27 protein-coding genes and 1 riboswitch are annotated in these 25,174 nt (G+C 46.2%); of the genes, 13 read left to right on the top strand and 14 right to left on the bottom strand.

Going from position 1 to position 25,174, the window contains the following annotated elements; translation table 11 throughout:
* Together G519_RS0132280 and G519_RS45600 are read right to left on the bottom strand one after the other, a co-directional pair.
* The coding region (locus G519_RS0132280; protein ID WP_029198160.1) for an IS3 family transposase at positions 1-672 on the bottom strand (672 nt) is incomplete at its 3' end.
* A 27-nt stretch (positions 673-699) separates the two neighbouring features.
* Positions 700-2,592, bottom strand: coding sequence for an ATP-binding protein (locus G519_RS45600; RefSeq protein ID WP_036634615.1), 1,893 nt, complete (start codon positions 2,590-2,592; stop codon positions 700-702).
* A 160-nt stretch (positions 2,593-2,752) separates the two neighbouring features.
* Here G519_RS45600 and G519_RS0132270 point away from each other — a divergent pair, with 160 nt between their 5' ends.
* The gene (locus tag G519_RS0132270; protein ID WP_029198159.1) at positions 2,753-3,844 is read left to right on the top strand and encodes a GGDEF domain-containing protein; all 1,092 of its coding nucleotides are present in this window, start codon (positions 2,753-2,755) and stop codon (positions 3,842-3,844) included.
* A gap of 148 nt (positions 3,845-3,992) precedes the next feature.
* Complete coding sequence (locus G519_RS0132265; protein WP_029198158.1) at positions 3,993-4,640, top strand: SOS response-associated peptidase; 648 nt, start codon at positions 3,993-3,995, stop codon at positions 4,638-4,640.
* 24 nt (positions 4,641-4,664) lie between these two features.
* Here G519_RS0132265 and G519_RS45595 read toward each other — a convergent pair whose 3' ends face one another.
* The 3 genes from G519_RS45595 to G519_RS53135 form a co-directional block, all read right to left on the bottom strand.
* Positions 4,665-5,045, bottom strand: a complete 381-nt coding sequence (locus tag G519_RS45595; RefSeq protein ID WP_244280297.1) for a DUF1284 domain-containing protein — start codon at positions 5,043-5,045, stop codon at positions 4,665-4,667.
* Between the two features lie 56 nt (positions 5,046-5,101).
* Positions 5,102-5,668: an NUDIX hydrolase gene (locus tag G519_RS0132255; protein ID WP_029198157.1), complete on the bottom strand. Its 567-nt coding sequence runs from the start codon at positions 5,666-5,668 to the stop codon at positions 5,102-5,104.
* A gap of 486 nt (positions 5,669-6,154) precedes the next feature.
* Positions 6,155-6,289: a hypothetical protein gene (locus G519_RS53135; protein ID WP_268633740.1), complete on the bottom strand. Its 135-nt coding sequence runs from the start codon at positions 6,287-6,289 to the stop codon at positions 6,155-6,157.
* 136 nt (positions 6,290-6,425) lie between these two features.
* Between G519_RS53135 and G519_RS0132245 the strand changes: the two genes are divergently transcribed.
* Positions 6,426-6,641 (top strand): hypothetical protein, encoded by a 216-nt coding sequence (locus G519_RS0132245; protein ID WP_029198156.1) that lies wholly within the window; start codon positions 6,426-6,428, stop codon positions 6,639-6,641.
* Between the two features lie 16 nt (positions 6,642-6,657).
* Here G519_RS0132245 and G519_RS0132240 read toward each other — a convergent pair whose 3' ends face one another.
* The 3 genes from G519_RS0132240 to G519_RS0132230 all read right to left on the bottom strand — a co-directional run bounded on the left by G519_RS0132240 (position 6,658) and on the right by G519_RS0132230 (position 9,811).
* On the bottom strand, positions 6,658-7,554 hold the full coding sequence (locus G519_RS0132240; protein ID WP_161632971.1) for a polysaccharide deacetylase family protein: 897 nt from the start codon (positions 7,552-7,554) through the stop codon (positions 6,658-6,660).
* A 116-nt stretch (positions 7,555-7,670) separates the two neighbouring features.
* Positions 7,671-7,931 carry a YqkE family protein gene (locus G519_RS0132235; protein ID WP_029198154.1) on the bottom strand — a complete coding sequence of 87 codons (261 nt, stop codon included), beginning with the start codon at positions 7,929-7,931 and terminating at the stop codon, positions 7,671-7,673.
* 44 nt (positions 7,932-7,975) lie between these two features.
* Complete coding sequence (locus G519_RS0132230; protein WP_029198153.1) at positions 7,976-9,811, bottom strand: APC family permease; 1,836 nt, start codon at positions 9,809-9,811, stop codon at positions 7,976-7,978.
* Between the two features lie 97 nt (positions 9,812-9,908).
* Positions 9,909-10,059, bottom strand: a riboswitch (cyclic di-AMP (ydaO/yuaA leader).
* Between the two features lie 265 nt (positions 10,060-10,324).
* Here G519_RS0132230 and G519_RS0132225 point away from each other — a divergent pair.
* A complete protein-coding gene (locus G519_RS0132225) occupies positions 10,325-10,627 on the top strand; it encodes an AbrB/MazE/SpoVT family DNA-binding domain-containing protein (protein WP_029198152.1) in 303 nt (100 codons plus the stop codon).
* Entirely contained in the window at positions 10,624-10,959 is a 336-nt protein-coding gene (locus G519_RS0132220; RefSeq protein ID WP_029198151.1) for a type II toxin-antitoxin system PemK/MazF family toxin, read from the top strand. The genes G519_RS0132225 and G519_RS0132220 overlap by 4 nt, the downstream gene beginning before the upstream one ends.
* Before the next feature lie 172 nt (positions 10,960-11,131).
* Here G519_RS0132220 and G519_RS0132215 read toward each other — a convergent pair whose 3' ends face one another.
* The gene (locus G519_RS0132215) at positions 11,132-11,509 is read right to left on the bottom strand and encodes an SDR family NAD(P)-dependent oxidoreductase (RefSeq protein ID WP_029198150.1); all 378 of its coding nucleotides are present in this window, start codon (positions 11,507-11,509) and stop codon (positions 11,132-11,134) included.
* Positions 11,510-11,678: 169 nt separating this feature from the next.
* On the opposite strand from G519_RS0132215, the gene G519_RS0132210 reads away from it, so the two are divergent.
* From G519_RS0132210 to G519_RS0132195, 4 genes are read left to right on the top strand one after another with little or no spacing between them, the layout of a single operon-like run.
* The gene (locus G519_RS0132210; RefSeq protein WP_051253873.1) at positions 11,679-13,016 is read left to right on the top strand and encodes a spore germination protein; all 1,338 of its coding nucleotides are present in this window, start codon (positions 11,679-11,681) and stop codon (positions 13,014-13,016) included.
* Entirely contained in the window at positions 13,009-13,557 is a 549-nt protein-coding gene (locus G519_RS0132205) for a GerAB/ArcD/ProY family transporter (RefSeq protein WP_029198148.1), read from the top strand. Before G519_RS0132210 ends, G519_RS0132205 begins: the two co-directional genes overlap by 8 nt.
* Before the next feature lie 34 nt (positions 13,558-13,591).
* Positions 13,592-14,083 (top strand): hypothetical protein, encoded by a 492-nt coding sequence (locus G519_RS0132200; protein ID WP_127528230.1) that lies wholly within the window; start codon positions 13,592-13,594, stop codon positions 14,081-14,083.
* On the top strand, positions 14,080-15,156 hold the full coding sequence (locus G519_RS0132195; protein WP_029198146.1) for a Ger(x)C family spore germination protein: 1,077 nt from the start codon (positions 14,080-14,082) through the stop codon (positions 15,154-15,156). Before G519_RS0132200 ends, G519_RS0132195 begins: the two co-directional genes overlap by 4 nt.
* A gap of 7 nt (positions 15,157-15,163) precedes the next feature.
* Here G519_RS0132195 and G519_RS0132190 read toward each other — a convergent pair whose 3' ends face one another.
* Positions 15,164-15,745, bottom strand: a complete 582-nt coding sequence (locus G519_RS0132190) for an NAD(P)H-dependent oxidoreductase (RefSeq protein ID WP_029198145.1) — start codon at positions 15,743-15,745, stop codon at positions 15,164-15,166.
* Positions 15,746-15,890: 145 nt separating this feature from the next.
* Here G519_RS0132190 and G519_RS0132185 point away from each other — a divergent pair, with 145 nt between their 5' ends.
* Both G519_RS0132185 and G519_RS45590 read left to right on the top strand, forming a co-directional pair.
* Entirely contained in the window at positions 15,891-16,919 is a 1,029-nt protein-coding gene (locus G519_RS0132185) for an AraC family transcriptional regulator (protein ID WP_029198144.1), read from the top strand.
* A 167-nt stretch (positions 16,920-17,086) separates the two neighbouring features.
* Positions 17,087-18,628 carry an MDR family MFS transporter gene (locus G519_RS45590; protein ID WP_244280296.1) on the top strand — a complete coding sequence of 514 codons (1,542 nt, stop codon included), beginning with the start codon at positions 17,087-17,089 and terminating at the stop codon, positions 18,626-18,628.
* Positions 18,629-18,810: 182 nt separating this feature from the next.
* On the opposite strand, the gene G519_RS45585 is transcribed toward G519_RS45590, so the two are convergent.
* From G519_RS45585 to G519_RS0132160, 4 genes are all read right to left on the bottom strand, one after another.
* Positions 18,811-20,040, bottom strand: a complete 1,230-nt coding sequence (locus G519_RS45585; RefSeq protein ID WP_051253871.1) for an NAD(P)/FAD-dependent oxidoreductase — start codon at positions 20,038-20,040, stop codon at positions 18,811-18,813.
* A gap of 160 nt (positions 20,041-20,200) precedes the next feature.
* Positions 20,201-20,974: an EcsC family protein gene (locus tag G519_RS45580; protein WP_036634603.1), complete on the bottom strand. Its 774-nt coding sequence runs from the start codon at positions 20,972-20,974 to the stop codon at positions 20,201-20,203.
* 338 nt (positions 20,975-21,312) lie between these two features.
* Entirely contained in the window at positions 21,313-22,986 is a 1,674-nt protein-coding gene (locus G519_RS48095; protein ID WP_051253870.1) for an ATP-binding cassette domain-containing protein, read from the bottom strand.
* Positions 22,977-23,774 (bottom strand): ATP-binding cassette domain-containing protein, encoded by a 798-nt coding sequence (locus G519_RS0132160; RefSeq protein WP_244280295.1) that lies wholly within the window; start codon positions 23,772-23,774, stop codon positions 22,977-22,979. Before G519_RS0132160 ends, G519_RS48095 begins: the two co-directional genes overlap by 10 nt.
* Positions 23,775-23,933: 159 nt before the next feature.
* On the opposite strand from G519_RS0132160, the gene G519_RS0132155 reads away from it, so the two are divergent.
* Both G519_RS0132155 and G519_RS51740 read left to right on the top strand, forming a co-directional pair.
* Complete coding sequence (locus G519_RS0132155) at positions 23,934-24,545, top strand: biotin transporter BioY (protein WP_029198142.1); 612 nt, start codon at positions 23,934-23,936, stop codon at positions 24,543-24,545.
* 433 nt (positions 24,546-24,978) lie between these two features.
* On the top strand, positions 24,979-25,174 hold a 196-nt coding region (locus tag G519_RS51740), incomplete at its 3' end, for a hypothetical protein (protein WP_208860923.1).

The following is a 25,174-nucleotide window of genomic DNA, read 5'->3' as shown; positions in this document are numbered from 1 at the left end:
CCAGACCTGTTCAGGCTCTGTGATAGCTAATTTGCGCAGCAAATACGGGTACACCCTGTGCTGAAGATCACGTTTGCTTAAATTCGGACCTGGATAGATGGCCATGATTCCCATTTCACGCATATAGCGCCGAACCGTATTTTCATGAATCCGATCATGCTCACGATTCATAATAGAAGCTATTGTTCGATATCCCATAAACGGATGCTTCGTGTATAACTCATCTATCCGGTGTTTGAGGCGAATCTCCTCCGAGGATGGAGGAACCGGTTTGTAGTAAAGGCTGGAGCGGTTCAAGCTTAGTAGATCCGCTTGCACCAAGATAGCGTGTTCGGGGCAGTCCCATTCCAACAGATCGATTCGTTCCTCTCGGGACAGATTAGAGGCTAGATTTTTTTTAAGCCACGACAATTGGGTGGTCAATCTGCCAACCTCGCCGTAGAGTTCATCGATTTGCTGCTCGTAGTCTTGCTTCATTTTCGTGATGCCTTTACGATCATCGACAAACAATTGTGAGAGGTTTTGAACCGCCTCTAGTTTCCACCGGTTGAGGACATTCGTATGTATACCCTCTTCAGCTGCGAGCTGTGATACTGTCTTTTCTTCTTTCAGAATTTCCAGTACCAACCGGGCTTTTTCCTCTGGGCTGAACTTCCTTCTTGGACCTGTCATACAACTAAGAAACTCCTTTTTTGCTGTCTAGATTATATGTAGCATTATACCTTGATACTCCTCCATTTTCTGGAGCAGGTAGGCGGTTTCGATGTTCGCATATTTATCATGCGAATCTTTGACTTCCGAACGCTTTCCGAACAGCGCATCGGTTTCGTCGAAGAACAAAACCGCATTGCTAAGCTGCGCTTCCTCGAAGATCTCATGCAAATTCTTCTCGGTCTCACCAATATATTTGCTGATTACCTGCGAGAGGTCGACCTTGTAGAGCTCCAGCTGAAGCTCACCGGCGACAACCTGTGCAGACATCGTCTTCCCTGTGCCCGGCGGGCCGGCGAACAGCATACTTAGTCCCTTGCCGTAGGCCAGCTTCTTCTCGAAACCCCAGTCGCTGTAGACAACGCCACGGTATTTCACTTGATTGCACGCGTTGCGGAGCTGATCCTTCTGCTCAGGCGGGAGGATGACATCTCCCCACCCATAGCGAGGCTCAATACGCGTCGCCTTGCGCTCGAGCTTGTGCTGCACCTGCTGGTAGCACGCCTTGTAGAGCGCATCTGCTCTCAGCACGTTCAGCGCTGCCGCATCGCTGGAGCCCTCCCCCGCAGCCTCGCGCTGCCAGGCGGAGTACCCGCGCGCCAGCGTCAGAGCGCGGCGAATTTGCCCCGGGGTGAAGCGGAATTTCCCGCTCATCACCCGCCAGTCCACGTCCGCGCTCACACCGAGCTCGCGCGCGAATGCCGTCCAAAGGCGCTCACGCCCGCCTTCGTCCGGCACTTGCAGTTCGTGCTCAAGGAGCAGCCGCTCCTTGGGCTTCCACGTTAGCCGGTTGAACCGCCCGGCTAGCAGAAAGACCATGCCGCCGTAGCCGTCCAGCAGCTCGTGAAACCAGCCGAGTCGCCGCTGCGCCGCAAGATCCGGCTCCTCCGGATAGAGCGCCTCCAGCCGTGTGAAGCACAGTACGGCTTGGTGCAGGATCGCTTCGCGAACAATTGCGCTCAGCTGATCTTCAAAACTCGCTGCATGCAAAAGCACATCAGCGAGATCAACAAGCAGCAGCGGCTTATTGAAGAAGCCGCTGAGATGCGCCACCTGCAGCTTCTTGCCTGCGCCCGCATTCCCCCACAGGTGGAATGCGTGCCGTTTGCGCTCAGCCGCCGGAGCCTGGAACGCAGCTTGGATGAAACCCCGCAGCCGCTGCTGAAAATCCTCATGGACGAGCAGAGGGGCCAGCTCGTCATCGGGATAAACCATCCGGACTGCCGGCTTCAGCTTCGGGTCCATTTCACCGGAATCCAGCAGGAATGAGATGATTCGCTTATCCAGAAGCAGCGGCCTCGACAATAACGTCTGACCGCTAATTTCCTGCGCTTCGCGGTGAAGCATATAGCGCGCCAGTCTACCCTCCGGCGCCATGAATGTCGTTCGCGCTGCCCGCATGTCCTCAGGGCTGCTGCAAGCAATTTGCAGCGCTAGACTAATATTAGGCGTCTTGCTGGTCAGATCATCTAGCAGAAAACCGAAGATGCGTTCATATTTGCGATCTAGCTCTACCGCGAGCCCCAGCATAACGAACCGCTCTTCCACAAGCGAAAGCCCAAATACAGAAGATACATACGACAGTGGCAAGAACACACCTGCCTTGCGGCTTTCTTCACGTCGCAGGGCAATGAATGCTTCCGAATTCTGAATTGTAGCCATGAGCTCGAGTTCTTCCCCATCCAGCTCCTCATCCCCACTTTGCCCGTCTATAAGGCGGATGAACTCATCTTCGGACACGAACATCCCGCGAAACGAATCCGTTTGCGGGTCTGGCGTCAGCTTTTGACGACGCTTATATAAAAGCTCAAGCTTTTTATCCAACAAGGTAAGCTCATCTTTATAATGTTCCCATGCATGTACATAACCTTGAGCTGTCATAGCCCCTCCTGATAACCCTAATCGATATTTACAAAAAAATACAAAGACTCCCCTTCGTAAACAGCTTGCCTAAACGGGGTATTATTCTTTACAATGATTGTTAAGGCACAAAACGTTTTTCCAATAATTGCTAAACCGAAAGGAAAGTGGCCTCCTCTACATGGAACAACTTCCCGCTAATGATCATATATGGAATCGAAAACTTATACATATTTTATGGTGGATCCTATTACTCTACGAAGTGGTTGCTCTACTTGGATTCTTCTTTAATAGGTATGATCAGCCTTCGCAATGGTTTAACAAGGTTATGCATGTTCAAATCATTACGGCCTGCCTGCAGCTCTCCTTAATGGGAGCCGGTTATTTGGCTATTCACTTTCTGAAACGATACAGCGATTTTATCATGATTATATGGACCATGACCATGGTTTGTATCTTTATTCTCTGTATTCCCGAGCTGATGAGCAGCTACGAATTAATTAGTATTCCTATTATTTTAGCCTCAATCTATTTCCAAAAGAAATATATTATTTTCGCTTATAGTTTAGGTCTTATATATTTCATTTCATTACTAGTTTGCCAGGTATATCAAGGGTATGCATTAATGACTTCTGATGTGATCGTGTCCTTTACAGTCCTCACCTCAACCGCACTTGTTTGCTTTGTCATTATGAATAAAGGGCTAGTTCTCATTACCGAGTTAAAAGATTCCGTCGTTCGCGAACAGGATCTCCTTATTCGAAATGTGATGATTGACCGCCTTTCCAAAGTGGATGCGCTCACCGAGCTCTTTAATCATCGTTCTTTTCAAGAACATACCGATCATCTGATTTCGCATATGCCCCATGATACGCCGCTCGAGCTTGCTCTTATCGATATTGATAATTTCAAAAAGATTAATGATACCTACGGACATTGGGTCGGTGACATGGTTCTCAAAACGATCGGCTCCATTCTGAAAGACGCGCTCGGCCCTGACGATATGTCTTTTCGCTATGGCGGTGAGGAATTCGCCGTTCTATTTGTAGGCAAATCACACGCGGAAGTTTTACATATTTGCGAAAAATTAATGGAAATCATCCGAAATACGGAAATTCCTGAGATGCCGGATCAACCGTTAACGATGAGTATCGGACTCGCTAGCTATAATCGCAACACGATGAAAAAAGCTTGGTTCCAGCTTGTTGATGAATGCTTGTATACCGCCAAAAGAAATGGGAAAAATCGCATTCATTCGCATATTTCCGAATAGTTTATTCATTGCTAGGAGCCTTAAAGCTTCTAGTTTTTTTTGGCCTCCGATGTTCGTTTTTAAGCCTTTCCAGGAAAAAGCTAAGCCTCATACATGAATTTGGTTGAATAGGCAAATAATAGCCAAAACCAAATGAGGTGGTAAAACAATGTGTCATTCCATATCTATTCTTGCTGATGTCAACGAGCTTGTTAAACAATTCCGCATTGATCGGCTGCTATCGTATAGCTCCAATCGTTATGAGGTGAGGCCGACAGAATCTGTTTCCGCTGTGATGATGAATAAAAAGGGAGAACGCATCTTGGATGAATTCCGTTGGGGTCTGATGCCGTTCTGGGCAAAAGATGCCGTATGCGGGGACCGCGATTCGATCTTCACCAATGTCGTCTTCGAGCGTATCGTCAGAAAGCAGCGCTGTATTATTCCTTGCAGTGGATTTTATATTAGCGTGACGGAGGGAAAAGAGACAGAGTGGATTAAGTTCAAAATGCGCAGCGGCACCTTCGGCATCGCGGGACTGTATGATGTCTGGCGGGCTCCATCTGGTGAAGAGGAGCTTCGTACTTGTATGATGCTGATGACAGAAGCGAACTCACTCGTCTCACCTTATCAACGCAGAATGCCTGCGATACTTGACCAAGATCAGGCCGAGATGTGGCTGCAGCCGGAGATGAAAGACAGCAGACTCCTCAGATCCATCCTTCGACCTGTAGATGATCTGCTTATGGTTGCAAATGTTTTGTCTTCTCCTGCGGAGAAGCTGGAGAACGCTTCGGATGTGAGTGTTTTTGTATAACAAAAAGAGGGCTGCGTCTACACGCTAGCCCTCTTTTTTTGTAGTGACGGGCGGCAAATCGCCCCCCTCACCGATCAATCGTACACCTTCCGCACAAACACCGTAAGGCTCCCAGCGGCATGTGGCACATAGGTGACCAATGTCGCTCGGTTTCACACGGTCGGCCACTTGCCCACAAATCTCCGACCAGCTCAGCTCCATCCCCATTTGCAAGCCAAGCTTAGTGACGATTTCTGCATCGTGCTGATAGACGGTCCTATTTTCACAATGCGCTTCTTGATCCTTCGGGAAAGCTGCGCAAAGATCATCAGGTCCAAGAACAATGCGGATCATCGTTTCGGGCTTTTGACGCAACTCCTCGTAGACGGTCGTCATGTTTTCGCAAAACTCTTTCGAATAACCCATTCCTCTGTATCCTAGCAGACAAAGTAGGTGATGTCCGCGAAGCTTGATCGCCTGGGTCATATTTTAGGGACACGGTACAATCCGTACCCTTCCATTTTGATGATTGGATCTTTATCCTCGACTAGACCTGTCGATTTGGAATGTAGAGCCACATCGATAAGCCAGCGTGTAAAATCCGCCACATTCATCGATTCCATCTCGGCCAAGCTGTAAAATCCCGCTGCGTCGACCTCCACGCCGTCTGGCTGAGGCTCACCGCTGATGTAATCCATTTCAAAAGCAATGTATACATTATGTATACTTCTAGGCAAATCCCTTACGGCTACTAGGCGATTGACAACCGCTTTGACTCCGCTCTCCTCCAACACTTCGCGCTCAATCGTATCTTGGATCAGCTCATGCTGCTCAATATAGCCGCCCGGGTTGGTCCATCGTCCTTTCCCAGGCTCCTGAGCCCTGCGTACAAGCAGCATCTTCTCATCCTTCATCACAAGCGCGCCGACACCAATGCTATAATCACCCCAATGAACAAAGCTGCACACCGTACAAGCTCTTCTTATCGTGCCATCCACATCGCGCGACTCCATAGCGGCTCCGCAGGCCATACAAAACTTGGCTTCCATCTATCTCATCTCCAACTTCCTATAGTGTTGAGTTCCAACTTCCATTCGAGTTCACTGTATGTAAGCTTACTGCTTAAAGTGGAAAATAGGCAACTCCGATCCCGTACGTTTTCCGCTCATTGCATGGGAAATTGGAGATACTTCCTGCGCTTGTCTTGCGATATCGCTGAATTAGGATTCTAGGAGACACTGGCCGACACCGACATTGTGTAAAAAGTGCAGCTATTTTTGTCAATATCTGTTCTTTCGAGTGAAATCATGCAAAAAGTGCAGCCAATTCGGTGCGAAAAGCCCTTTTCGGCTTATAATGCAGATATTTGATGCACAAAATGCATCATTATTACTCAAACTGGAAAATTCACTGTAATTTGATGCACTTTTTGCATCTATTTGTTTGGGAAGTGACGACGGTCGTGGCGATGTTTTTGGTGTAGGTGTATTCACCGAACCCGTTACACCTATGGAGCATCCATGGGTGTGGCGGGTTTATTTGTTTTGGGATGAACCCAAACCATCAACCCCGCCATACCCGTCACCCCAGAAAGCAGGCGTTCGCATAAATCGGGTTAGCGGAGCGACCATGGTTTCATTAATGCCTGTTCGAATGAGCACACGGCTCATCGCTACACCCTCTCTGCCCAATTTGGTGCTATATTGTATGCTAGTCTGGGCGGAGGAGTTCGTGTGAATTCGGGTTGATCGACACCTTGTGGTACAATAGAAGAACTATTTTAAACAAGTTAGGGGAATGCCGAGGATGGCTAGAAATCAACGCTTAGTAACGGATACAGATTTTCAAGATGCTGTTGAAAGACAGGCTGTCGTCCGTGTTTTCAAAGATGATCACATTGTGGATTCGAATGCGGTTGTCTTACGTTTCAGTGAAACGACAGTTGTCGTACAAACTCGAGTTAGTGATTTGACGTATTATGATCGAGAGGCTTGTGAATTTTTTGAAATGAAAAAACGATAGCTGCTGCAGCTATCGCTTAGTTTAAGGTATAGGAAGCTAGTAGCACGAAGCGGTAGCCTTCTTTTTTAAGCTTAGGAATTGCTTTCATGATACCTTCTGCCGTATCTTTCTCCGGGTGGTTCATATGCGCTAGTACGATAGAACCGCTTCGGGCTTTCAACAGCGCATTGTATACTTGTTCCGTGTTATAAGTCGCTCCAGCGTCTCCGAGTACGTTGTAACCTGCCAACTGAAAGCCTAAATCATGAACAACTCCTGCTGCAACATCATCATAATAGGCTGTGCCCGAGCGAAAAAATACAGGACGCCGTCCAGTCAGCTTCTCGATCTGGTCCGCATTGTCTTTCACTTCATGAATAACTTCGTTCACATTCTTGGTTCCCGCGATGCCATACGCCAACTTGCCATTTACAGACAATGGCCGATGCTCGGTCCCATGATTTTCAATCTCGAACAGTGGGTTTGCGGCTAATTTGGCAAATATGTCTTTATTGGCCGTTATCCATCTCGCATTGATAAATAAGGTAGCCGGAATGTTCTCCTTGATCAAATAGTCGATCAGCTTCTCATCGTACCCACTGCCCTCCTTCCCCCCACATGCGTCAAAAGTCAGCGCAATCACTTGTTCCTTCGTTGTAAGATGTGTCCGAACGCCTGGGACATTTTCGCCCCATTTCTTTGGTTTAGCGTTTCCGTAACGCTCGATTAGGGTCTTTTCCAAAGACGAAAAAGCCGGACTAGGCGATGATCTGGGGTCGCTTGGAGCCGAAGATGGAATCAGCGGTGTATCCATGTCTGTTGGAGCTGATGCCAATGCCGCCGATGGCGTCGGAGTCTCTTTATGCACTATTGGTGTTGATGTTGGTGTCTCTTTTGATATGTCTGTTGGCATTGATCCTGGTGTCGTTGTCACTACAGGTGCACCATTTCCTTCAGCAGTCCCTTGAGCTGCTTTTCCATTCCCCATTTCACAGGATGACAACGCTAACATTACGAAAAGAAAGAAAAGGAGGCACACTGTGCGCTCCCTCATTTGTGCTTTCGCCAATCTAGACTGCTTTTAGACAGCAGATGTCCAAAATCATTCTCAAGTCGTTTTTCTTCCGCTTTGCGAGCAGCTTCAGCCTTCGCTCTCTCTGCCTCTTTCTTCGCTTGTTCCTCTGCTTTCATGGCATCAGCCTGTGCTTTGAGTCCCTCAAGTATTTCCGGGCGCAGTAAATCCTTAAGTGTTGCGGGTTTATCTTGCACGCTGGTAACAGCAGGAGTAGACGACCATTTTTTCTTTGCCATAACGGGTTCACCTCAGTTCAGTTTCTCCCTATTATTGTACACTTCTACTCGTGCAAATGATACGGTACCGTCGCCACGACGATATCTTTATCTGCTTGCAGCTTCGAACGAATGCGTGCAGCGGACTGGTTATGGAGCAGTCGATGCCACCATTTTTTCGGCATAAATTGCGGTAAAATGACCATAATGTTTTGTTTTTCCGAAACATGTGTGTCAATTCTCTCAATAAATTCAGCAAGCGGCTTAAGTATCGTCCGATAACGCGATTTAAAAATAACCAATCGAACGCCCGGATCCCATTTTTCCCACTTCTCCTGCATCAATTCTTCATCTTCATCCGAGAACGATACATAGAAGGCAATCACGTTTGGCGACAATGATTTCGCATAGTTCAAGGACTGTGCTACAACTCGATGAATGCCCGCCACAGGCACAATAATCAACGGTTCCTTCGTGCAAACCCGCTCAATCGTTATATCAATACGCAACTGCTTCGCTACATCATCGTAGTGATGACTTATTTTCGTAATTATCCAAAGCAGCAGCGGCGTTATAATAATAACAATCCATGCACCTTCAGTAAATTTAGTTATGGAAAATATGAGTAAAACAGCAAGAGAAACGATGCCGCCTAAACCATTGATGAGCAGTTTTCCGATCCAACCTTTCACTCGCTCTCTCAACCATTTACGAACCAAGCCGCCTTGCGCAAGTGTAAAAGATAAAAAAACGCCAATCGCATATAGAGGAATGAGTGCATCTGTCTTACCTTTGAAACCAATCAAAAGAATACTTGCAAGCACACCAAGTGTGATAATCCCATAGTGAAACGAAAGTCGGTCTCCTCGGAATGCGAACATACGCGGGAAATTTTTATCCTGTGCCATAATGGATGCTAAGATTGGAAAGCCGTTGAAGCTAGTATTAGCAGCCAAAACCAGAATGAGCATGGTACCAATTTGAGTTGCGTAGTACATCGCTCCACGACCAAAAGCCTGCTCTGTCACCATCGATAAGACGGATGTATGGCCATTAGGATCAGGTACAATCCCATATCCCAATGCTAACACCGTTACGCCTCCAAACACGATAGCCAAAAGTGACCCTAAGGAAACTAACGTACGCTTCGCGTTTTTCACGGATGGTGAGCGGAAATGCGGCACGGCATCCGAGATGGCCTCGATCCCTGTCACGGCAGAACACCCGGAAGAAAATGCTTTTAAAAGGACGAATAACGTTAATGAGCTCGTCATTGAGCTCGGAGCAAAAGCTATGGGATGTGTATTGATGGATCCCGTAAGCATATCGTATATACCTTTGACCACTAGCACTAAAATACAAAGTATAAAAAAGTATGTTGGAATAGCGAATATCGTACCTGATTCCGAAGTTCCTCTTAAATTAAGCCAAACCATGATCCACACAAGAACTAGAGTAATCGGTACAATATACGGCACCGCCGATGGAAAAGCTGACGTAATCGCCTGCACGCCGGCAGAGATCGAAACGGCAACGGTAAGGGTATAGTCAATGAGCAGCGAAACCCCTGTCAGCCTTCCCCACACCATACCTAGGTTTTCTTTGGAAACCATATACGCTCCGCCACCCTGTGGGTAGGCCTCTATCACTTGCCTATAGCTCAAAACTAGCAGCATAATCAGAGCAATAATGGATACCGCAATGGGCAAAGAAAACGCAAAAGCGGCAATCCCAACAGTCGCAAGTTCTAAAAGAATCTGCTCTGTCCCGTAGGAGACCGACGATAAGGCATCCGAGGATAGGATCGGCAGCCCTTTCCAAACCGGCATTTTTTCAGATTCCATTTCGCTGGATTTAAGCGGCTTGCCAAACATAATTTTTTTCAATGAGTCGCTTGTCATTCGTGATAGTTCCCCCAATTAAACCTAATATCTGACGTAAACTTGCTTTTTAGGACGCAAAAAAACACAAGGATAGACCTTGTGTTTATACACATGTTCTCCTTCCCACGGTCGCTTACGAGGTTAGCTGTCGGGTTCGGGCCGCGAGAATCTGCCCTAAATGGTGCCATACGTAAGCACCTTTACTCACCCCATGAAACTTGTGGTTCCCCCGCTTTTCTAATAAGAAAATTAAGCGAAATATTCAACTGTAAGGTACGAGTTGAATACTACTCTCTTCTTGATGCATAGTAAAGGATTGAAAAAACTTAAAAAGATAACTCCAACCACTACATTCACTCAATAATACGCTTACAATCATACGATTCATTGATTTACTTCCATTCTCTTATTACATCGTTGTTTTTTAAACATTTGGCTAATAGCGCCGCTAGGCATGGTGCTATTTGTGGTATCAAATACACGTTTTATGTATATCTTATGTATATACACGTTGTAAGGAGTGCGATATAATTGGAAAACAATAAAGGAAAGGAATGGATTCTAATGACAACTGCCACGCTTAGTAAATGGGGTAACAGCAGCGCAGTCCGTATTCCTAATCAATTCTTGAAGCTTCTTAACCTTGAGGAAGGTGCAGAATTGCAAATTATGGTGACTGCTGATAATGAGATCCTTCTTCGGCCCGTAGTTAAACCACAAGAAACAAACGAGGAACTGCGCAATCATCTAACTACGCTTCTCTCCAAAATTAAGCCAAATTCACCACGTCATGAAGAAATAGATTTTGGCGTTGAAGGAGACGAATTGATTTGATAATTCCAGCACGCGGGGATCTAATTTGGCTTGATTTCGACCCACAAGCTGAGCGAGAGCAAGCTGGTCGTCGTCCCGTAATTGTATTATCTGAAGTAGATTTTAATCAGCTAACTGGCTTTGCATTCGTTTGTCCAATAACCAACCAAACAAAGGACTACGCTTTTGAAGTGCCACTTCCAGAGGGACTTCCTTTCACTGGTGCCGTCCTTACGGATCAGTTGAAAAGCTTAGACGTAAGAAAGCGTAAAATAAAAATCATCGCGAGCGTTCCTGTTGATTCCGATTTCATGAAAAATATCCTTCGAAATACACGATCCATTTTGGCATAAATAAAAGCCCTCGAGATTCTCGAAAGGGCTTTTACTTATGCTTAAAAGTAGAACCCGCCAAATCATACCCATTAGCTAGGCTCTTCTTAATATCAAACCGAATTCACCGCCTTGATACCCAGATCGACTGATAGCCTTGTTTTTCTGGAAAATCTTCTTTCATTTTGGATGTTCAAAGCTCTTCAACGACAATGCCTTGGGCAAATTGGTCACTTAGTAGTAAATCAACCAACTTCTCGGCAATAGTCGTAGGCGATACGAGCATCCCCTGATCCTTCACCCTATTAAATAGTTCAGAGGCGGCAAAAACATCCTTATTGGCACTCCGTGCTTCTTCCTGTAAGGAAGTGTCAAACATCCCTGTTAGACGATCCACTTGATCGATATCATTTAGATCAAATCCAAAGTAATCAATCTGCTCACTCTCAGCCATCAAGGCCACATTCCTATTCCTGGAAATACAAAGTAAATGATGTTCAGGGGATAGAAGTCTACGAGCAAGTTCTTCACCTAAACCTCTAGATGTCCCAGTAATAATAAAGTACTTCATTTAAATCCCTCCCCCAAAATTAGTACCTGGTACCAACTGATCCGAGTATAATCCATAATTTGGAAATAGTCAACGTGAAATCGGAGCTACTACGGCAGACTTTTTCCCAGTCATGGTACAAGGAATAAATTTCCGTCTCTCAAGGAAACCTAATCTCAGGTGATATAACATGAATCTGACAGAAACAACGGATATAGACAAAATTAAACGTCAATTCGAATCAAATAGTGATTTTGTGATGCAACGAAAGCAACTTTTGGGTCAGGCAGTTGTCTTTTGTTATTTTCGTCCCTTTGTTAATTTAGCACATACGAACCAATTATTATCTTGGATGGATTCCAGTCCAATCAGTGATTGGCAACAACAAATAAGCCTATTGAATGGCCAATTTATCGCTACTTATGACAAGCAGATGAACAGCTTATTGGAAGGTAACTTAGTTATTTACTTACTCGATAACCCTATAAGAAATTTTGTGATCAAGCCCGTACCAACCATGATTAAGAGAGCGATAGATGTTCCACAAAATGAGAATGTGGTTGAGTCTTCCTACGGAGCATTTAACGAGGATTTGGACACGAATATGGCGCTGATCCGCAATGAGCTAAGATCCCCTACGCTAACCATGAATACTTTATTGATGGGAACAAAACAACCAAAACTCACCACCTTAGCTTATTTATCCGACTCTGTTAATCATAGGCTGCTTTCCTCCTTAATGAAGAAGCTTGAGGCAAATAAGGCAAAGGAATTTAATCATTTGCAAGAAATCATCAAGGTATTGGGAGAGGGGAATTTCAGTCTTATTTCCCCTTGTCTAACTTCTGAGCGACCGGCAGAAGCAGCAGACCATTTGAAAAACGGTCGTGTTATCCTGTTTATTGAAGGACTTCTGTTCGCTTTTATTTTACCAGTTATCATTACTGATCTTTGGTGCGTTAAATCCGATCGCAACTTTCCCAAGGCTACAATGATTACCCTTCGGATGCTTCGGATTATCGGCTTGTTTATCGCTTTAGTCCTACCTGCTATATATGTATCTTTGGTCTCTGTGAATCCAGAGGTATTGAGAATTCAGCTAGCCTTGTCTGTTGCCCAGAGTCGTGAAGGGGTACCCTATCCGGCCTTTTTGGAAGTCATATTTATGTTAATTATTCTTGAGATGCTGATTGAAGCCAGTGTTCGTCTTCCCAAGAGTATCGGTCCTTCGATAACGACAGTGGGTGGAATTATTCTTGGGCAAGCCGTTGTAAGCGCCAAATTGGTTAGTAATCTATTCATTATTGTTTTGGCAGCTTCGGCTTTAGCGAATTTTACATTAAACGGGGTACAAAATGGGCTATTTATTCGATTATCTAAATATGTTTTGATTGTGTTTAGTGCTATTTTTGGTGTTCTCGGTACGATTGGCGGACTCATTTGGCTGTCCATCTATATGGCCTCTATCTCGACATTTGGGGTCGCTTACATCAATGTAAATGTAAAGGAAGGTCCCCAGGATGGTTAATAAAATATCCGTCTATCTGACATTCATCATTGTACATTTCGGGCTGATATTTTTCTTATATCCTGAGAAAATATTTGAATCGACAAGCAAAGGCCATTGGGAAGCTATCCTGATAGGCTGCCTATTTGAAGCAGCCATGATGTGGATCTATCTAAGAGGACTGTCATCTTTCCCTAACATGACGATCGTTCAGATTTGTAAACAAGTATTGGGGCCCTGGATATCAAGAATCCTTCTAATTCCAATCATGTTATATTTTCTCGCGACTCTAGTATTAATTTCTAGGGTGTATTCGGAAATGATGACCATCGTATTTTTACCAAAAACGCCGATAGGGGCCTTACTCTGTTTTATCTTCTTGGGTTTGTTTGCAGCCTGGTATGGCATCAAGACTGTGCTCCGAACAAGTGTCATTATCTCCGTTTTGTTCATACCTTGGATTTTTGCAGCACTCAGCAGCTCCATATCAAATTTCGATATACGTAATGCATTCCCAATTTGGAACACGAGCTTTGACTTTTTGAAGCATCCTGCTTATTAGTTTTTTTGCTTTTTCCGGGTTTTTATTTTTGGGTATGATTCACCCTTTTTTTCGAAATGTCGCGCGCAGCCGCAAGGTATTTATACTTTTAATTGCTGGCTTGTTTCCTTTATATTTGGCTTCCGTTTATATCCCCCTTCTCATTTTCGGACAAGAGACTGTCATTCAATTCCAATTCCCTCTTCACACGGGGATGGATACGATCGATATGAGCTGGTCCATATTCGAGAGAATGACGCTGTTTTACACAACTTCTACGATTGCTTTTCTAGTTCTCTATAGTGCGGTTTTAATTTGGATCATAGCTGAGATGTTCCGGAACATTGTAGTACCCTTATCCAATAAATGGTTGAGTGTAATTGTTACAATCACGGCCTACATGCTAAGTTCACTGGTTCCGGGTTGGTCTGAAACCGAACACCTCATTTGGCTGGATACTGGGCTACGAGCTTATTGTATCTTTGTCTTTCCGGTCGTAATTGGGATTATTGGCGCGCTGCAAAGGAGGCGAGTTAACCAAGGATGACATACATATTGCGTTCAGTTCTATCACTCCTAGCCATATCCCTATTATCAGGCTGTTGGGACAATAAGGATATTAATAAAAGGATACTGCCTGTGGCGATGGCTATTAGTCAAACAGATGCCAAAACGTATAGAGTGGGGCTTCGAGTGCCACAACCTAATTCCTCAAATACGACGCCACGAATATTAACGGGGGAAGCCTCAACCATTAGTGAAGCCTTGGATCGGATACGTGGAAATGTAGAAAGTAGTATTGATTTACTGCATCTCAAACTTCTTATGATTGATGAAAAAACCGCTAAGCTTGGTATAAAAGAAGTGCTTGAATATGCTATTAGGTCTCATGACATTGCACCTAAATCGCTGGTTTCTGTGTATAGAGGTGATTTTATCGAAATGTTGAAAAAAAAAGAGCAAGGCGGAGCGGAGGGGGGCACTGCGAGCTATGATTATTTCAACAAGCTGGCTGGCTGGACCCCCAATACGTCTATTGTGTATTTATGGGAAGCATTTCGAGGGGGCTTTTCACATACGGAAGATTATGCACTTCCTATCATTAAATCTGGAGATCGTACAATGTTTAAAATAGATGGTTCCGCTATTATGAGTCGGAGCGTCATGGTTGGAACGATTTCTTCGGATGATACGCTCATATACAACGTTATGAAAGGTGATTTTCAGGGGGCTAGTGTAGAAGTAATGGAGCATTCCACTGTTCTTATTATCGACGTGGATTTTAAGCATCGTCATCATTGGGATGGCGATACACCTCATGTGGAAACGGATATGAAGGTCGTTGGCATGCTTTTGGAGACGAAGGGTAACCCCCGTAAAGAACAGATTAAGGAAGAACTCACAAACTTGTTGAATAAAAGAGCTAAAGCGATGCTTGCCAAGCTGCAGGAAAATCAATCGGATTTATTTGGTTACGGACAATATTTCCGTAATGATCTTTCGCATGATCAACTAAAAAAATGGAGAGAATTCTGGTATCCACGGCTCAAGATCACATTAAATGTAAAGGTTAATATTAGAAATAGCGGGAATTTGAAATTTAATACGATTGATTCGTGAGCCCATTCTATGAATGCTTCAACCCTAACTTTTCAACATCTGCCAGCCACTTTTCACGCTGCTTATCCGTTGAAGACTTAACGGGAGTTATTTCTGTAATCTTGACGGGATTGACTCCACTGAATTGCAAGGTCCCACGCTTCATGACATGATGCCCTGCTTGTTTGTACACCCAACGATAGTACCAGGAAGGCGTATCCATGGTTACGATGAGACGGGCAGACTTCCCACTCAACAATTTGTCCCAGAACATGGAATTTGGACGATAGCGATAGGCGAAGCCAGGCAGAAATACACGATCGATGAACCCCTTTAGGATCGCTGGGACCGTCCCCCACCATATCGGATAGACGAACACCAGATGATCCGCCCAGCGAATCGTCTCTTGAGCAGCAAGCAAATCCTCTTCTAACTCCAGCCGTTGATGGTAGCCGTATTTCAAATTCGGTTCAAAAGACAAAGAGCCTATATGAATGCTGCGAACCTCCGAGCCGCTAGCAATTGCACCCTTCTTGTAGGCCTCCGATAACGCTGTGCAGTAGCTCTTGGCATAAGGATGTCCGTTAATAATGGCTATGTTTGGTCGCATAATCCTGCCTCCTCGTGACTCTGTTTATTCATCTTTCATCACAGTGCGTGTTAAGATAAAGTAAGAATAAGCCATTTGGATCTAGAAAAGTATGATGAAACATGCCAAAATCTTATTCTTATGTGCAGAAAGGAGGTCTCGGGAATTGGTACCAAACTACTCAGGGTTATCTGTATCCCTTGTTTATCCGATTATCAAAGCCATTGTGTTCAAGGGACATAACAAAGACGAATTTTTCAAAAAAGCAAATATGGACGAGTCCATTCTTCAAGACCCCGAGGCTCGGTTGTCGGAAGAGGATTTCGAACGCCTGACGGAAGCTGCCGCTGCCATTACATCGGATGATATGTTCGGATTACATCAAGGACAAAACATAGAGGTTTCCGATTTAGGGATTCTTGGATATGTGATGCTTCATTCAAAAACAATCGCTCAAGGCTTAGCAGCTTTTCAAAAATATAATGTGATCGTATGCAATGGGTATAACATCAATTGGCAAATAGAGGAGAATGACGTTATCATCGGGGTGTCCTACAATCATCCTTACAAGCAACCTTCCAGGCACTGCATAGAGGATATGGCTAGCTCTTTGTACCACTTAATGATAAGGCTAAGCTGCCGAAACATTTCTTTAAAAGAGGTGCATTTCACTCATGCTCTCTCCACGGAGATTGACGCATATACGTCGGTATTAGGGATCACGCCGCAGTTTGGTATGGATTCGAATGCGATTCGAATAAGCAAGGACATTCTGGACTATCCCATTTTATTAGCGGATTCCAAGCTATTAGGGACCTTCGAGGCTATCGCGGAGGAAACCAGACACAGACTCATGCAAGGTCGAACATTTTCCGACCAACTATACAATTGGATTATGAAGGACATGCCGATGCCTTTTCCAAGTTTAAAAGAGACATCGTTGGCTTTCAAAATGAGTGTTAGAAGCATTCAGGCAAGGTTAAAGCAGGAAAATACAACCTATCAAGATATCTTGAATCGAGCTCGAAGAGAGCTTGCTGTGGGTTATTTGGCTAAACCGGAATATAAAATAGGAGAGGTCGCTTACCTTCTTCACTTCTCAGAGCCAAGTGCCTTTCAAAGTGCTTTTAAGAAGTGGACTGGGGTAACACCTAGACAGTATAGGATGGATTTATTGAAACATCTCCAATTATGATTGCATCTAACACCAGAAAGCCCGAAAGGGCTTTTTTACGTTCATTCAACGTTTAAAAACTACATCGCCAGACCGAGAGCTTTTTAAAGCTTGCGTCGGATGAGTGAAACACCTCGTGGATCTATACTTAGTGAAGCGTTTAGGAATTTAGTTAAAGATGAGGTGTAATGATGAAAAAGAAAGGAAACAACAAGACGTTAGTTCTAATCGGTCTGCTGCTTGGCCTGGTATTCTCAGAGCTGGATCAAACGGTTGTATCGACGGCTCTGCCTACTATTATTCGCGATCTGCAAGGCATGACACTTTACGGCTGGGTAGCAGGGATATACATGCTCTCGATTACGATATTCATGCCGATCTTCGGCAAGCTTGCCGATATTTATGGTCGCAAGAAGATTTATTTAAGCTGTGTGGCCTTATTTATGGTCGGATCCATCATTAGTGGACTCGCTGATTCGATGACCATACTGTTAATCGGAAGAGGCGTTCAAGGAATCGGAGCCGGTGGACTTATGCCTCTAGCCATGATCATCATTGGCGATACATTTCCGCTGGAGCAGCGAGCCAAGGTCCAGAGCCTTGTCGGGCCGTTATTGATACTGCCACAGCTGATCGGACCTACGATTGGCGGGTATTTCGTGAGCTATGTGAGCTGGCATTGGATCTTTCTGATCAACATTCCTATAGGACTTATTGCTGCCTTTATCGTTTCCAAAGGCTTACGTGAAACGATCAACACCGAGAAAAAATCCATTGACTGGGCAGGAGCCTTCACACTCGTTCTTGCCATGCTCTCACTTCTTCTGGGTCCGGTCTTGATCGACATCAAAGGCTATACGTGGTCGTCCCCTGTTATAATTGGCTTATTGACGCTATTCGTCGTATTCACCGCGCTCTTTATCCGCATCGAATCGAAGGTCAAGGAACCGATTATTCCGCTTGTACTTTTCAGAAATCGATCCGTCGTTGTTTTGTCCTGCATTGTTTTCTTGACGATGCTTGGCATCATGGGCGGCATGTCTGGGTTCCCTTTTTTCGCACAGAATGTCATGGGGATGTCACCGACCGCGTCTGGTTACTTGACGCTAGCTTTCATGGCGGGTGCGATTCCTGCTAGTATTCTTTGCGGTAATCTCATAACGAAGATCGACTACAAGAAGCTCTTTATCGTATCTTTTATTTTCCCGATCGTAAGCTATGTCCTTCTATCACGCTTACAGGTTGATACAACAGTTATCTATATTATCGCGGCGTTCTTCATTTTGGGACTTGGGATCGGCGTTCTATTCGGTTCAGACAATCTAATCGTGCAGGAATCCATTGCGCAGGAACATAGCGGAGTCGGGGTTGCAACCGTGCAGTTGTTACAGGCTATTGGTACCACGCTAGGGTTCAGTATCTTCGGCAGTTTGCTTTCCAGAAATATCGCCAGCGGTTTATCCGGATTATCGGACCAATTTCCAGAAGGAACGGCAAAGACAATCCTAAATGGAGGCATCCCACAGGGGCTCTCAGATGGCTTACTGCTGCAGATCAAAATGGTATTTACTGAGGCGTTCCAACACATTTTCGCAATAGGCATCTTTTTCGCTATCGCAGCTTTCATAGCTTGCTTGTTCATGAGAAAAGAAGTGCTGACGAATGCGGAAGAGGCTGTGAGTACAAAAGACGTGCTGACTTCCCAAGAAGCTCTGACTAGAAATACATGACAAAAATATATGACTGAAGTGCATGATAAAATACATGCAGAAATATATGACAAAATTATTAGGGGGAAACTTGGACTCTCCCAAGCCCCAAAAAAACTTAATTTCTGGCATAAAGAATAAAACTGGAGAGAAAATCAGATTAATTTCTGATCTTCTCCATCCAGTTTTTACTATTCATCTTATTAATTCGGCACGTGATAATTGCGGGCTGTTGTTTTTTGTTTGAAAATCATTTTTTTCCATATGAGCGGGATGCCGCCAATGAGGTATAGATAGCGAGCATCGATGACTTTTTTCAGGAGAGCGGCGAATTTCCCTTTGACTTTCTTCACTTTGAGAAGACCAACTGCCTCTCCTCTGCCCAAGGATGCCACGGTCCCTTTGAAATCGTAAGCGAAGGGCTTAAGGTCGCGGCCGCGAACGGCAGATAGAAGATTTCTCGCTACGTTGTAGCCTTGCTGAACGGCAATCTGGGCATTCGCCGGGTAAGGCATCCCCTCAGGGCTCATCACAATTGAGCAATCACCGGTAATAAATACATCCGAATACTGGTAGGAGCGCAAGCACTCGTCCACTTTGACCCTCCCCCGCTGAACATCGAATCCCGCTTGCTGTAACAAGGAATTCCCGCGAATGCCTCCCGACCAAACAACGGTGCCTGCACGAATGAACTCGCCATTGCCGAGAATAACACCATCTGGTGTGCATTCCTTAATCGGTGTGGATAGTTTATACTGAACACCTTTGCGGCGCATGACTTCCATACCGTATTCGACAAGATCTTCAGGCAAACCGGGAGGCAGCGCCGATGGAGAGGCTTCGATATTAATAATTTGCACAGTGGACAGGTCGACGTCATAGGTCCTGCTCAGCACAGGGATCCGATCCGCCAATTCCCCCACAAATTCTGTTCCAGTGAAGCCTGCGCCCCCAACCACAAAGGTGAGGTACTCTTTCCTCTTTGGCTCCATTTTCGACTTGGCAAACATATATTCAATATGCTGGCGAATAAAGCGCACACTGTTAATGCTCTTAATCGACATCGCATATTCAGTCATCCCAGGAATACCGAATGTCTCGGTCTCACTCCCCAGCCCAATAACCAGATAATCGTAGGAGAGGTCCCTATCCCCGAGCACAACCTTCTTTTCCTCAGGCAAAATTTTACTTACCGTTGATTTCACAAAATGAATCTTACGCTCATCAATCAAATCCGCAATCGCCACACGGGCATTTTCGTGATGATCGGTACCGGCAGCCGGCATATGCAGATGGGTCGTGATGTAGTGATAATCATGTTTGTTCACCAAGGTTACATCCATCTCACTTGCTTTCATCTGCTTCTGAAGTCTAATAGCTGTGACCAGACCACCGTAACCTGCGCCAAGGATAACCACTTTCGGTTTGCTCATTGAAATCCTCTCCTCCATTTTGTGAAATAAATCACATATATATGTGAAAAATATCACATACTTTTATAAGAAGAGCCGGTTGACGACTCTTTCTTCTATCTTATGTTATTTCTCATCGAAAATCACTATAAATTTGACCAGTTTTTGAACAATAAGCGTTTTATTTGGATTCGAAGCCTTTGCTCTCCGCTTTATCATGTAATCTGCGTAATCGAAAACAGTTCATTCCTGCCACGCCGAGCTCCTCCAGCAAACCAAAGTTCGCCCAAGCGCCCACCACCGCCCCGATGCCGGGAACGAGCTGGAGCATTTTACGAAAATCAATTGTATCCCGATATTCCTGCTGCAGCTGCTGCCAGTCCACTAGATTCATGTAGTCCTCAGCCGGGGGGAAGGAATGCGAAATGGCATGCCAATTCTTAATGGTATGAAGAAGATCCGGTTTCTTATTCGGACTGGAAAAGGCCAGCTGAAACACATAGAGAATGAACAACCGCTCCCGATAATCTTTGGTCGAGTAGCCATAAGCATGCGCCAGCTCAAATAGGAATTTCAATTTAATGCCGATCAGAATCGGGAAATCCGCCAGTCCTAGCAGGATCCCGCCCGCTCCCGTACCTGCTCCTTCTGCTGCGGCAATCTTTTTATATAAGGATAATAATTCCTCAGCTCTAGCATCGCTATCTGCTAAGGAGGCGCCGTATATCGGGTCGTTTTTGGGGATGTAATTCATACCGAATAGAGTCGTTTGCACGATCCCTTTGACGGTCGCGGTGATCGTTTTATGTACCTTATCGGGAATCAAATTATTAATGCTGGTTTGAACAGATTTGGAGGCTCTCTCCATCAGGTTGGGAGCCTTCTGCTGCCGGATTTCCCAGCGTTTCAGCTTTTTCAACATCTGCTGTTCGTAAATTGTGTACGCTGTGTCCAATCTCGCCACCGCCGTCCCTGTTCTTGATTTAAGTATAGTATACGGAGGGATTGGTCTCAACATGACGTGGCGGGCGGATGAGATTACAGATAGTGGTTGGAAGAGGAGCTACAAGAGGAAGCAAGAAACACAGCATGATAGCAGCCTCTATTTTGTTTCGATACGGAGCGAAATCTAACAGGAATTCCTCCAGTTAATTTGACGTTAACTGTTCTAAACGGTCATCTAACTGGAAAACCTCCCTCTCCCTCATACCGATTCGAATGTCCCAGATGATGAATAGGCCTAAAGGGCTGTCCTCAAGTAGATTTATCTACATTAGGGACAGCCCCCGGATTTTATGATTGCATGTACAGTAGTAATGAAAAACAAAGAATGCCCATGGCAATGAGGATGCTGTCAATGCCTCGCCACTGTAAAGTGTGTTTCTTCAGCAGCAGCTGTTTGCCGTCGATTTTTTTCAGTTCCATCGCAATAGTCATTTGCTCAGCCTTATGAAACATAGCGAGCAGCAAAGGGACGACCAGCGCCGGGATATCTCGTGAACGAACAGACCCCGGGCGAATGGATGCTTTGCCTCTGGCTCTAACGATGGCTGAGAACCGCTGCCACTCCCGCAGGATAAGCGGAATGAAGCGGAAAATCAAGGAAACGGCCAAAGAAAACGATTCAACTGGCAGCTTAACTTTGTGGAAATATTTCAAAGCCCAATTGAGCCCTTGCACGAGCTGACCATAAGGCGTCGTGACGGCTAGCCAATAGCCTGCCATGAGGACGAGAAACAAACGTGTCAACGTGAGTGCCGTGCTCCAGCCACGCTCCGCCGAGAAACCAAGCGGAAACTGCCCTTCGGCCGCTAACCAGTCCAGCCCTGCCAGAAGGATCGAAATGAACATGAAGATCAGGAATGGCAGGGCGATCTTCATGCTGCCGCGAAGGACGGATCGCGGGAGGCCGAGAAACGCGAGGCTGAGGAGCAGCATGGAGGCCGCGAGGCCGCTCCACCGCTGCTGCTGCATCGTCCCGATGACGAGCAGCAGGTAGAGCAGCCACTTCGCGCGCGGGTCGATCCGCAGCCACGCGGCCTGCGGCTGCTTCGCTGCCACGCCCGCTTCGCGCGTGGCCTTCGAGCCCGGCGCTGCCGCTTGCGGCGCCGGGCTAGGGCTGGCGCTGGCGCGTTCGCGCAGCGCCTCTGCGATCGCCGGAGCGGCAAGCTCCGGCGTGAGCCGGTCCGGCGCGATGGCGATGCCATAGCGCGCCAGCTCGACAGCGGCCTCCACGCAGCTCGGGAGGCCGACGCCCGCGCGCGTCAGCACCTCCGGCGCGCGGCAAAGCTCTGCCGGCGAGCCATCGAAGACGAGCGCGCCGCGGTCTAGAACGAGGACACGGTCCGCTAGCGGAAAGAACGTGTCCAGGTCGTGCGTGGCGATGACGAAGCCGCCATGCTCCCTCGCGCGAATGATGCGCAGCAATTCGCGGACGGCTGCCGCCTCTAAGCCGGCAGTTGGCTCATCCATGAGGAGCCAATCCGGCTCAGTGGCGAAGGTTGTTGTCAGCGCGAGCCGGCGCTGCTCGCCACCGCTCAGCGAGAAAGGCGAACGATCCATGGCGATAACGCCACGTGGATCGAGATCAGCGCAAGCGGCGTGAATGCGGCGCTTGCGTTCGTCCGCCCCGAGCCGGTAAGGACGCAAAGAGTACGCGAATTCCTGGCGTACACTGCGCGCGAACAACTGCTGCTCGGGGAATTGAAAGATAAGACCTAGACGCAGAAGATGGGCTTGGTCTACTTTCCGCTTGTACCACAGTGGCTGCTCATCAAGGGTAATTGTTCCTGAGGTTGGTTCCAGAATTCCGGCCAGGACCTGCAGCAATGTTGATTTTCCAGAACCAGTATGACCAATCAACAAGGTTATTGATCCATCCGTCAGGTTGAAGTTGATATTATTCAGCAGTTGATTGTTAGGGTCATCCGGAGCATCTACCCGAATGTCCTGCAGAGCTATGGACATAAGGTTGCCACCGCCTTAGCCAGCTCTTCCATATCTAGCGGGAGGAGGTCAAGCTGACAACCTTGCTGCAGTAGACCAATGGCAGTCTTAACCACAAAAGGCGGATCAAACCCTAATTCCATACATGGTGTCATGACCGGTAATTCTCCCCCTTCCCCATAAAAAAACGCTCTCGGCTCCCCATCAAAGCTTATCCGTCCCTCTCCAAAACCAACGACACGGGTGGCATCCGCCAACTCTTCCAAGCGATGAGTAATCCACACAATCGTCGTCCCCTGCTTATGCGCTTCGCGTACCGCTTGGCGCACTTCATTCCTTGCCGCAGGGTCCAGCATAGCGGTCGGCTCATCTAATACAAGAATCTTTGGTTGAGCAGCAAGCGCTGCTGCGAGATTCAACAACTGCTTTTGCCCACCGGATAACGTGTTAAGTGTTCGCTCGATTGGGATCGTCAGTCCAACGGCAGACAAGGTTTCAATGTACCATTCTTTACGTGCTTCTGTGCTTAAATTTTGCCCATTCGGCAGGTAGTCCAGCTCTTCCTGAACCGTATCTCCAATAAACTGGGCATCCGGTATTTGCAGCACACCTCGGGTTAGCCTATGCTGGTTTTGTTTATGCACGAACTGCCCATCAGAGAGCGGACTTAAGCCCAGTAATACGCTGGCTAGTGTGCTTTTGCCGCTGCCATTGGGTCCTACAACTACAATCCACTCACCCTGATGAATATCCATAGAGACATCGGACCACACTTGCCTTCCTTCTCCCGATTCTGTTCGATAGATCACGGAGGCTTTCTCCAAAGAAGCTAAAATCTCTCTGTTTGTCATATGTAAAAAGTTCCTTTCACTTTCACAAAAGATGTGCTATCATCTGATTGTCAACCGATGTCGATACAGTTGGTTGACAATACATTTACAATAACAGAAACAGGAGCGATGAACAATATGAAACTCACTCTTCGCGGCGTTGTTTTTAGTGCACTATTTGCCGCTATTCTCGTTTTATTCAGCTTTGCGAAAATTTCTCTTCCTCTAACACCTGTGCCTATTACATTGCAAACACTGGCGGTTATGCTAGCCGGCGGACTTCTGGGAGCTCGCTATGGATTCCTTAGTATGGCACTCGTTGTTGTCCTCACAGCTATCGGCTTTCCCCTGCTTCACGGGAATGGCGGTTTAGGTGTCGTCCTCGGACCTACTGGCGGCTTCATTATGATTTGGCCAATTTCGGCTATGCTTATCGGTCTTATTTTACCTCGTATTCGCATGAATGGCATCATGGGTTACATCGCCGCCTTCTTAGTCCTTGAAGTATTCGGCTCTCTTATTCTGTATCTGGCCGGAGTTCCTTGGTTAATGTACAAAGTACCTACCTATACATTCGCCAAAGCCATGGCAGCAGCGTGTTACCCGTTCTTAATAGGAGATGCCATCAAAGCTGTGGTGGCCGCACTCATTATTGCTCCCGTTCGCCAAGTATTCCCCCCGCAACGACTTACGGGCTCCTCTTCACATAGCGTGGTTAAAAGTAATAGTCCTACTGATCTTAGCGTTTAAGACTTTGAAATTTACCTTTATCGTGTTAATGCTAGCACTTTCCCCACAATAGTGAACAACGGCCTTACAGCCGTAAAAGATCTGAGCACTCTCTCAAATCTTTTACATCTGTAAGGCCGTTTTTGTATTGCTTTTCGAGTGAGGATATCAATTTTTTACGATTTTGTAATGTGCAGCACGGAATTTTTATTCGATTGTAATGCCCTGACGTGTAAGCTAATTCTTGTAGACAACAGCACGATGCAAACAGCAGAGCAATCCAAACATCAACGAATAGAGCAGCGGTACTATGTCAAGACCTTAATTGGAATAAATCTTGAAGAACCGTAACTTTTTTAGGGGGTGAGCCTAAAAAAGGCCGCACGAAACTAAACCCACCCTATTTTGGTTATATGGAAATATTTTCTAATTTCCAAAATAATAGGTGGAATGGTTGAGTAAGGTTATGTCATTTCTGTTGTCGGATCACCTCCTTGGGTTCGTAGAGTCGGTTGGTTCGAAGCAGATAGTCGACCAACCGCACCAATTTACGAGCTGTAAGCGCAAGGGCACGTTTTTCGGCGTATTTGGCCGGCTCCGCTTTCTTAAGGCTATAGTACTGCGCAAATACCGTGTCGTGCACCTGGACA

The sequence above is a fragment of the Paenibacillus alginolyticus DSM 5050 = NBRC 15375 genome (assembly GCF_000422905.1).
GTDB classification, from domain to species: Bacteria; Bacillota; Bacilli; order Paenibacillales; family NBRC-103111; genus Paenibacillus_E; species Paenibacillus_E alginolyticus.
The sequence above is the reverse complement of the archived record's forward strand: the minus strand, read 5'-3'. Positions and strand labels throughout refer to the sequence as shown.

Excerpts from the sequence above, each read along its gene's own strand:
- G519_RS45600 (WP_036634615.1), bottom strand. The coding sequence starts at position 2,592 with ATGACAGCTCAAGGTTATGTACATGCATGGGAACATTATAAAGATGAG.
- G519_RS0132235 (WP_029198154.1), bottom strand. The coding sequence starts at position 7,931 with ATGGCAAAGAAAAAATGGTCGTCTACTCCTGCTGTTACCAGCGTGCAA.
- G519_RS45595 (WP_244280297.1), bottom strand. The coding sequence starts at position 5,045 with ATGGGTTATTCGAAAGAGTTTTGCGAAAACATGACGACCGTCTACGAG.
- G519_RS0132210 (WP_051253873.1), top strand. The coding sequence starts at position 11,679 with ATGAATCTGACAGAAACAACGGATATAGACAAAATTAAACGTCAATTC.
- G519_RS0132190 (WP_029198145.1), bottom strand. The coding sequence starts at position 15,745 with ATGCGACCAAACATAGCCATTATTAACGGACATCCTTATGCCAAGAGC.
- G519_RS0132270 (WP_029198159.1), top strand. The coding sequence starts at position 2,753 with ATGGAACAACTTCCCGCTAATGATCATATATGGAATCGAAAACTTATA.
- G519_RS0132265 (WP_029198158.1), top strand. The coding sequence starts at position 3,993 with ATGTGTCATTCCATATCTATTCTTGCTGATGTCAACGAGCTTGTTAAA.
- G519_RS0132230 (WP_029198153.1), bottom strand. The coding sequence starts at position 9,811 with ATGACAAGCGACTCATTGAAAAAAATTATGTTTGGCAAGCCGCTTAAA.
- G519_RS0132245 (WP_029198156.1), top strand. The coding sequence starts at position 6,426 with ATGGCTAGAAATCAACGCTTAGTAACGGATACAGATTTTCAAGATGCT.
- G519_RS0132255 (WP_029198157.1), bottom strand. The coding sequence starts at position 5,668 with ATGGAAGCCAAGTTTTGTATGGCCTGCGGAGCCGCTATGGAGTCGCGC.
- G519_RS0132195 (WP_029198146.1), top strand. The coding sequence starts at position 14,080 with ATGACATACATATTGCGTTCAGTTCTATCACTCCTAGCCATATCCCTA.
- G519_RS0132215 (WP_029198150.1), bottom strand. The coding sequence starts at position 11,509 with ATGAAGTACTTTATTATTACTGGGACATCTAGAGGTTTAGGTGAAGAA.
- G519_RS53135 (WP_268633740.1), bottom strand. The coding sequence starts at position 6,289 with ATGAGCCGTGTGCTCATTCGAACAGGCATTAATGAAACCATGGTCGCT.
- G519_RS48095 (WP_051253870.1), bottom strand. The coding sequence starts at position 22,986 with ATGTCCATAGCTCTGCAGGACATTCGGGTAGATGCTCCGGATGACCCT.
- G519_RS0132200 (WP_127528230.1), top strand. The coding sequence starts at position 13,592 with ATGATTCACCCTTTTTTTCGAAATGTCGCGCGCAGCCGCAAGGTATTT.
- G519_RS0132155 (WP_029198142.1), top strand. The coding sequence starts at position 23,934 with ATGAAACTCACTCTTCGCGGCGTTGTTTTTAGTGCACTATTTGCCGCT.
- G519_RS45590 (WP_244280296.1), top strand. The coding sequence starts at position 17,087 with ATGATGAAAAAGAAAGGAAACAACAAGACGTTAGTTCTAATCGGTCTG.
- G519_RS0132205 (WP_029198148.1), top strand. The coding sequence starts at position 13,009 with ATGGTTAATAAAATATCCGTCTATCTGACATTCATCATTGTACATTTC.
- G519_RS45585 (WP_051253871.1), bottom strand. The coding sequence starts at position 20,040 with ATGAGCAAACCGAAAGTGGTTATCCTTGGCGCAGGTTACGGTGGTCTG.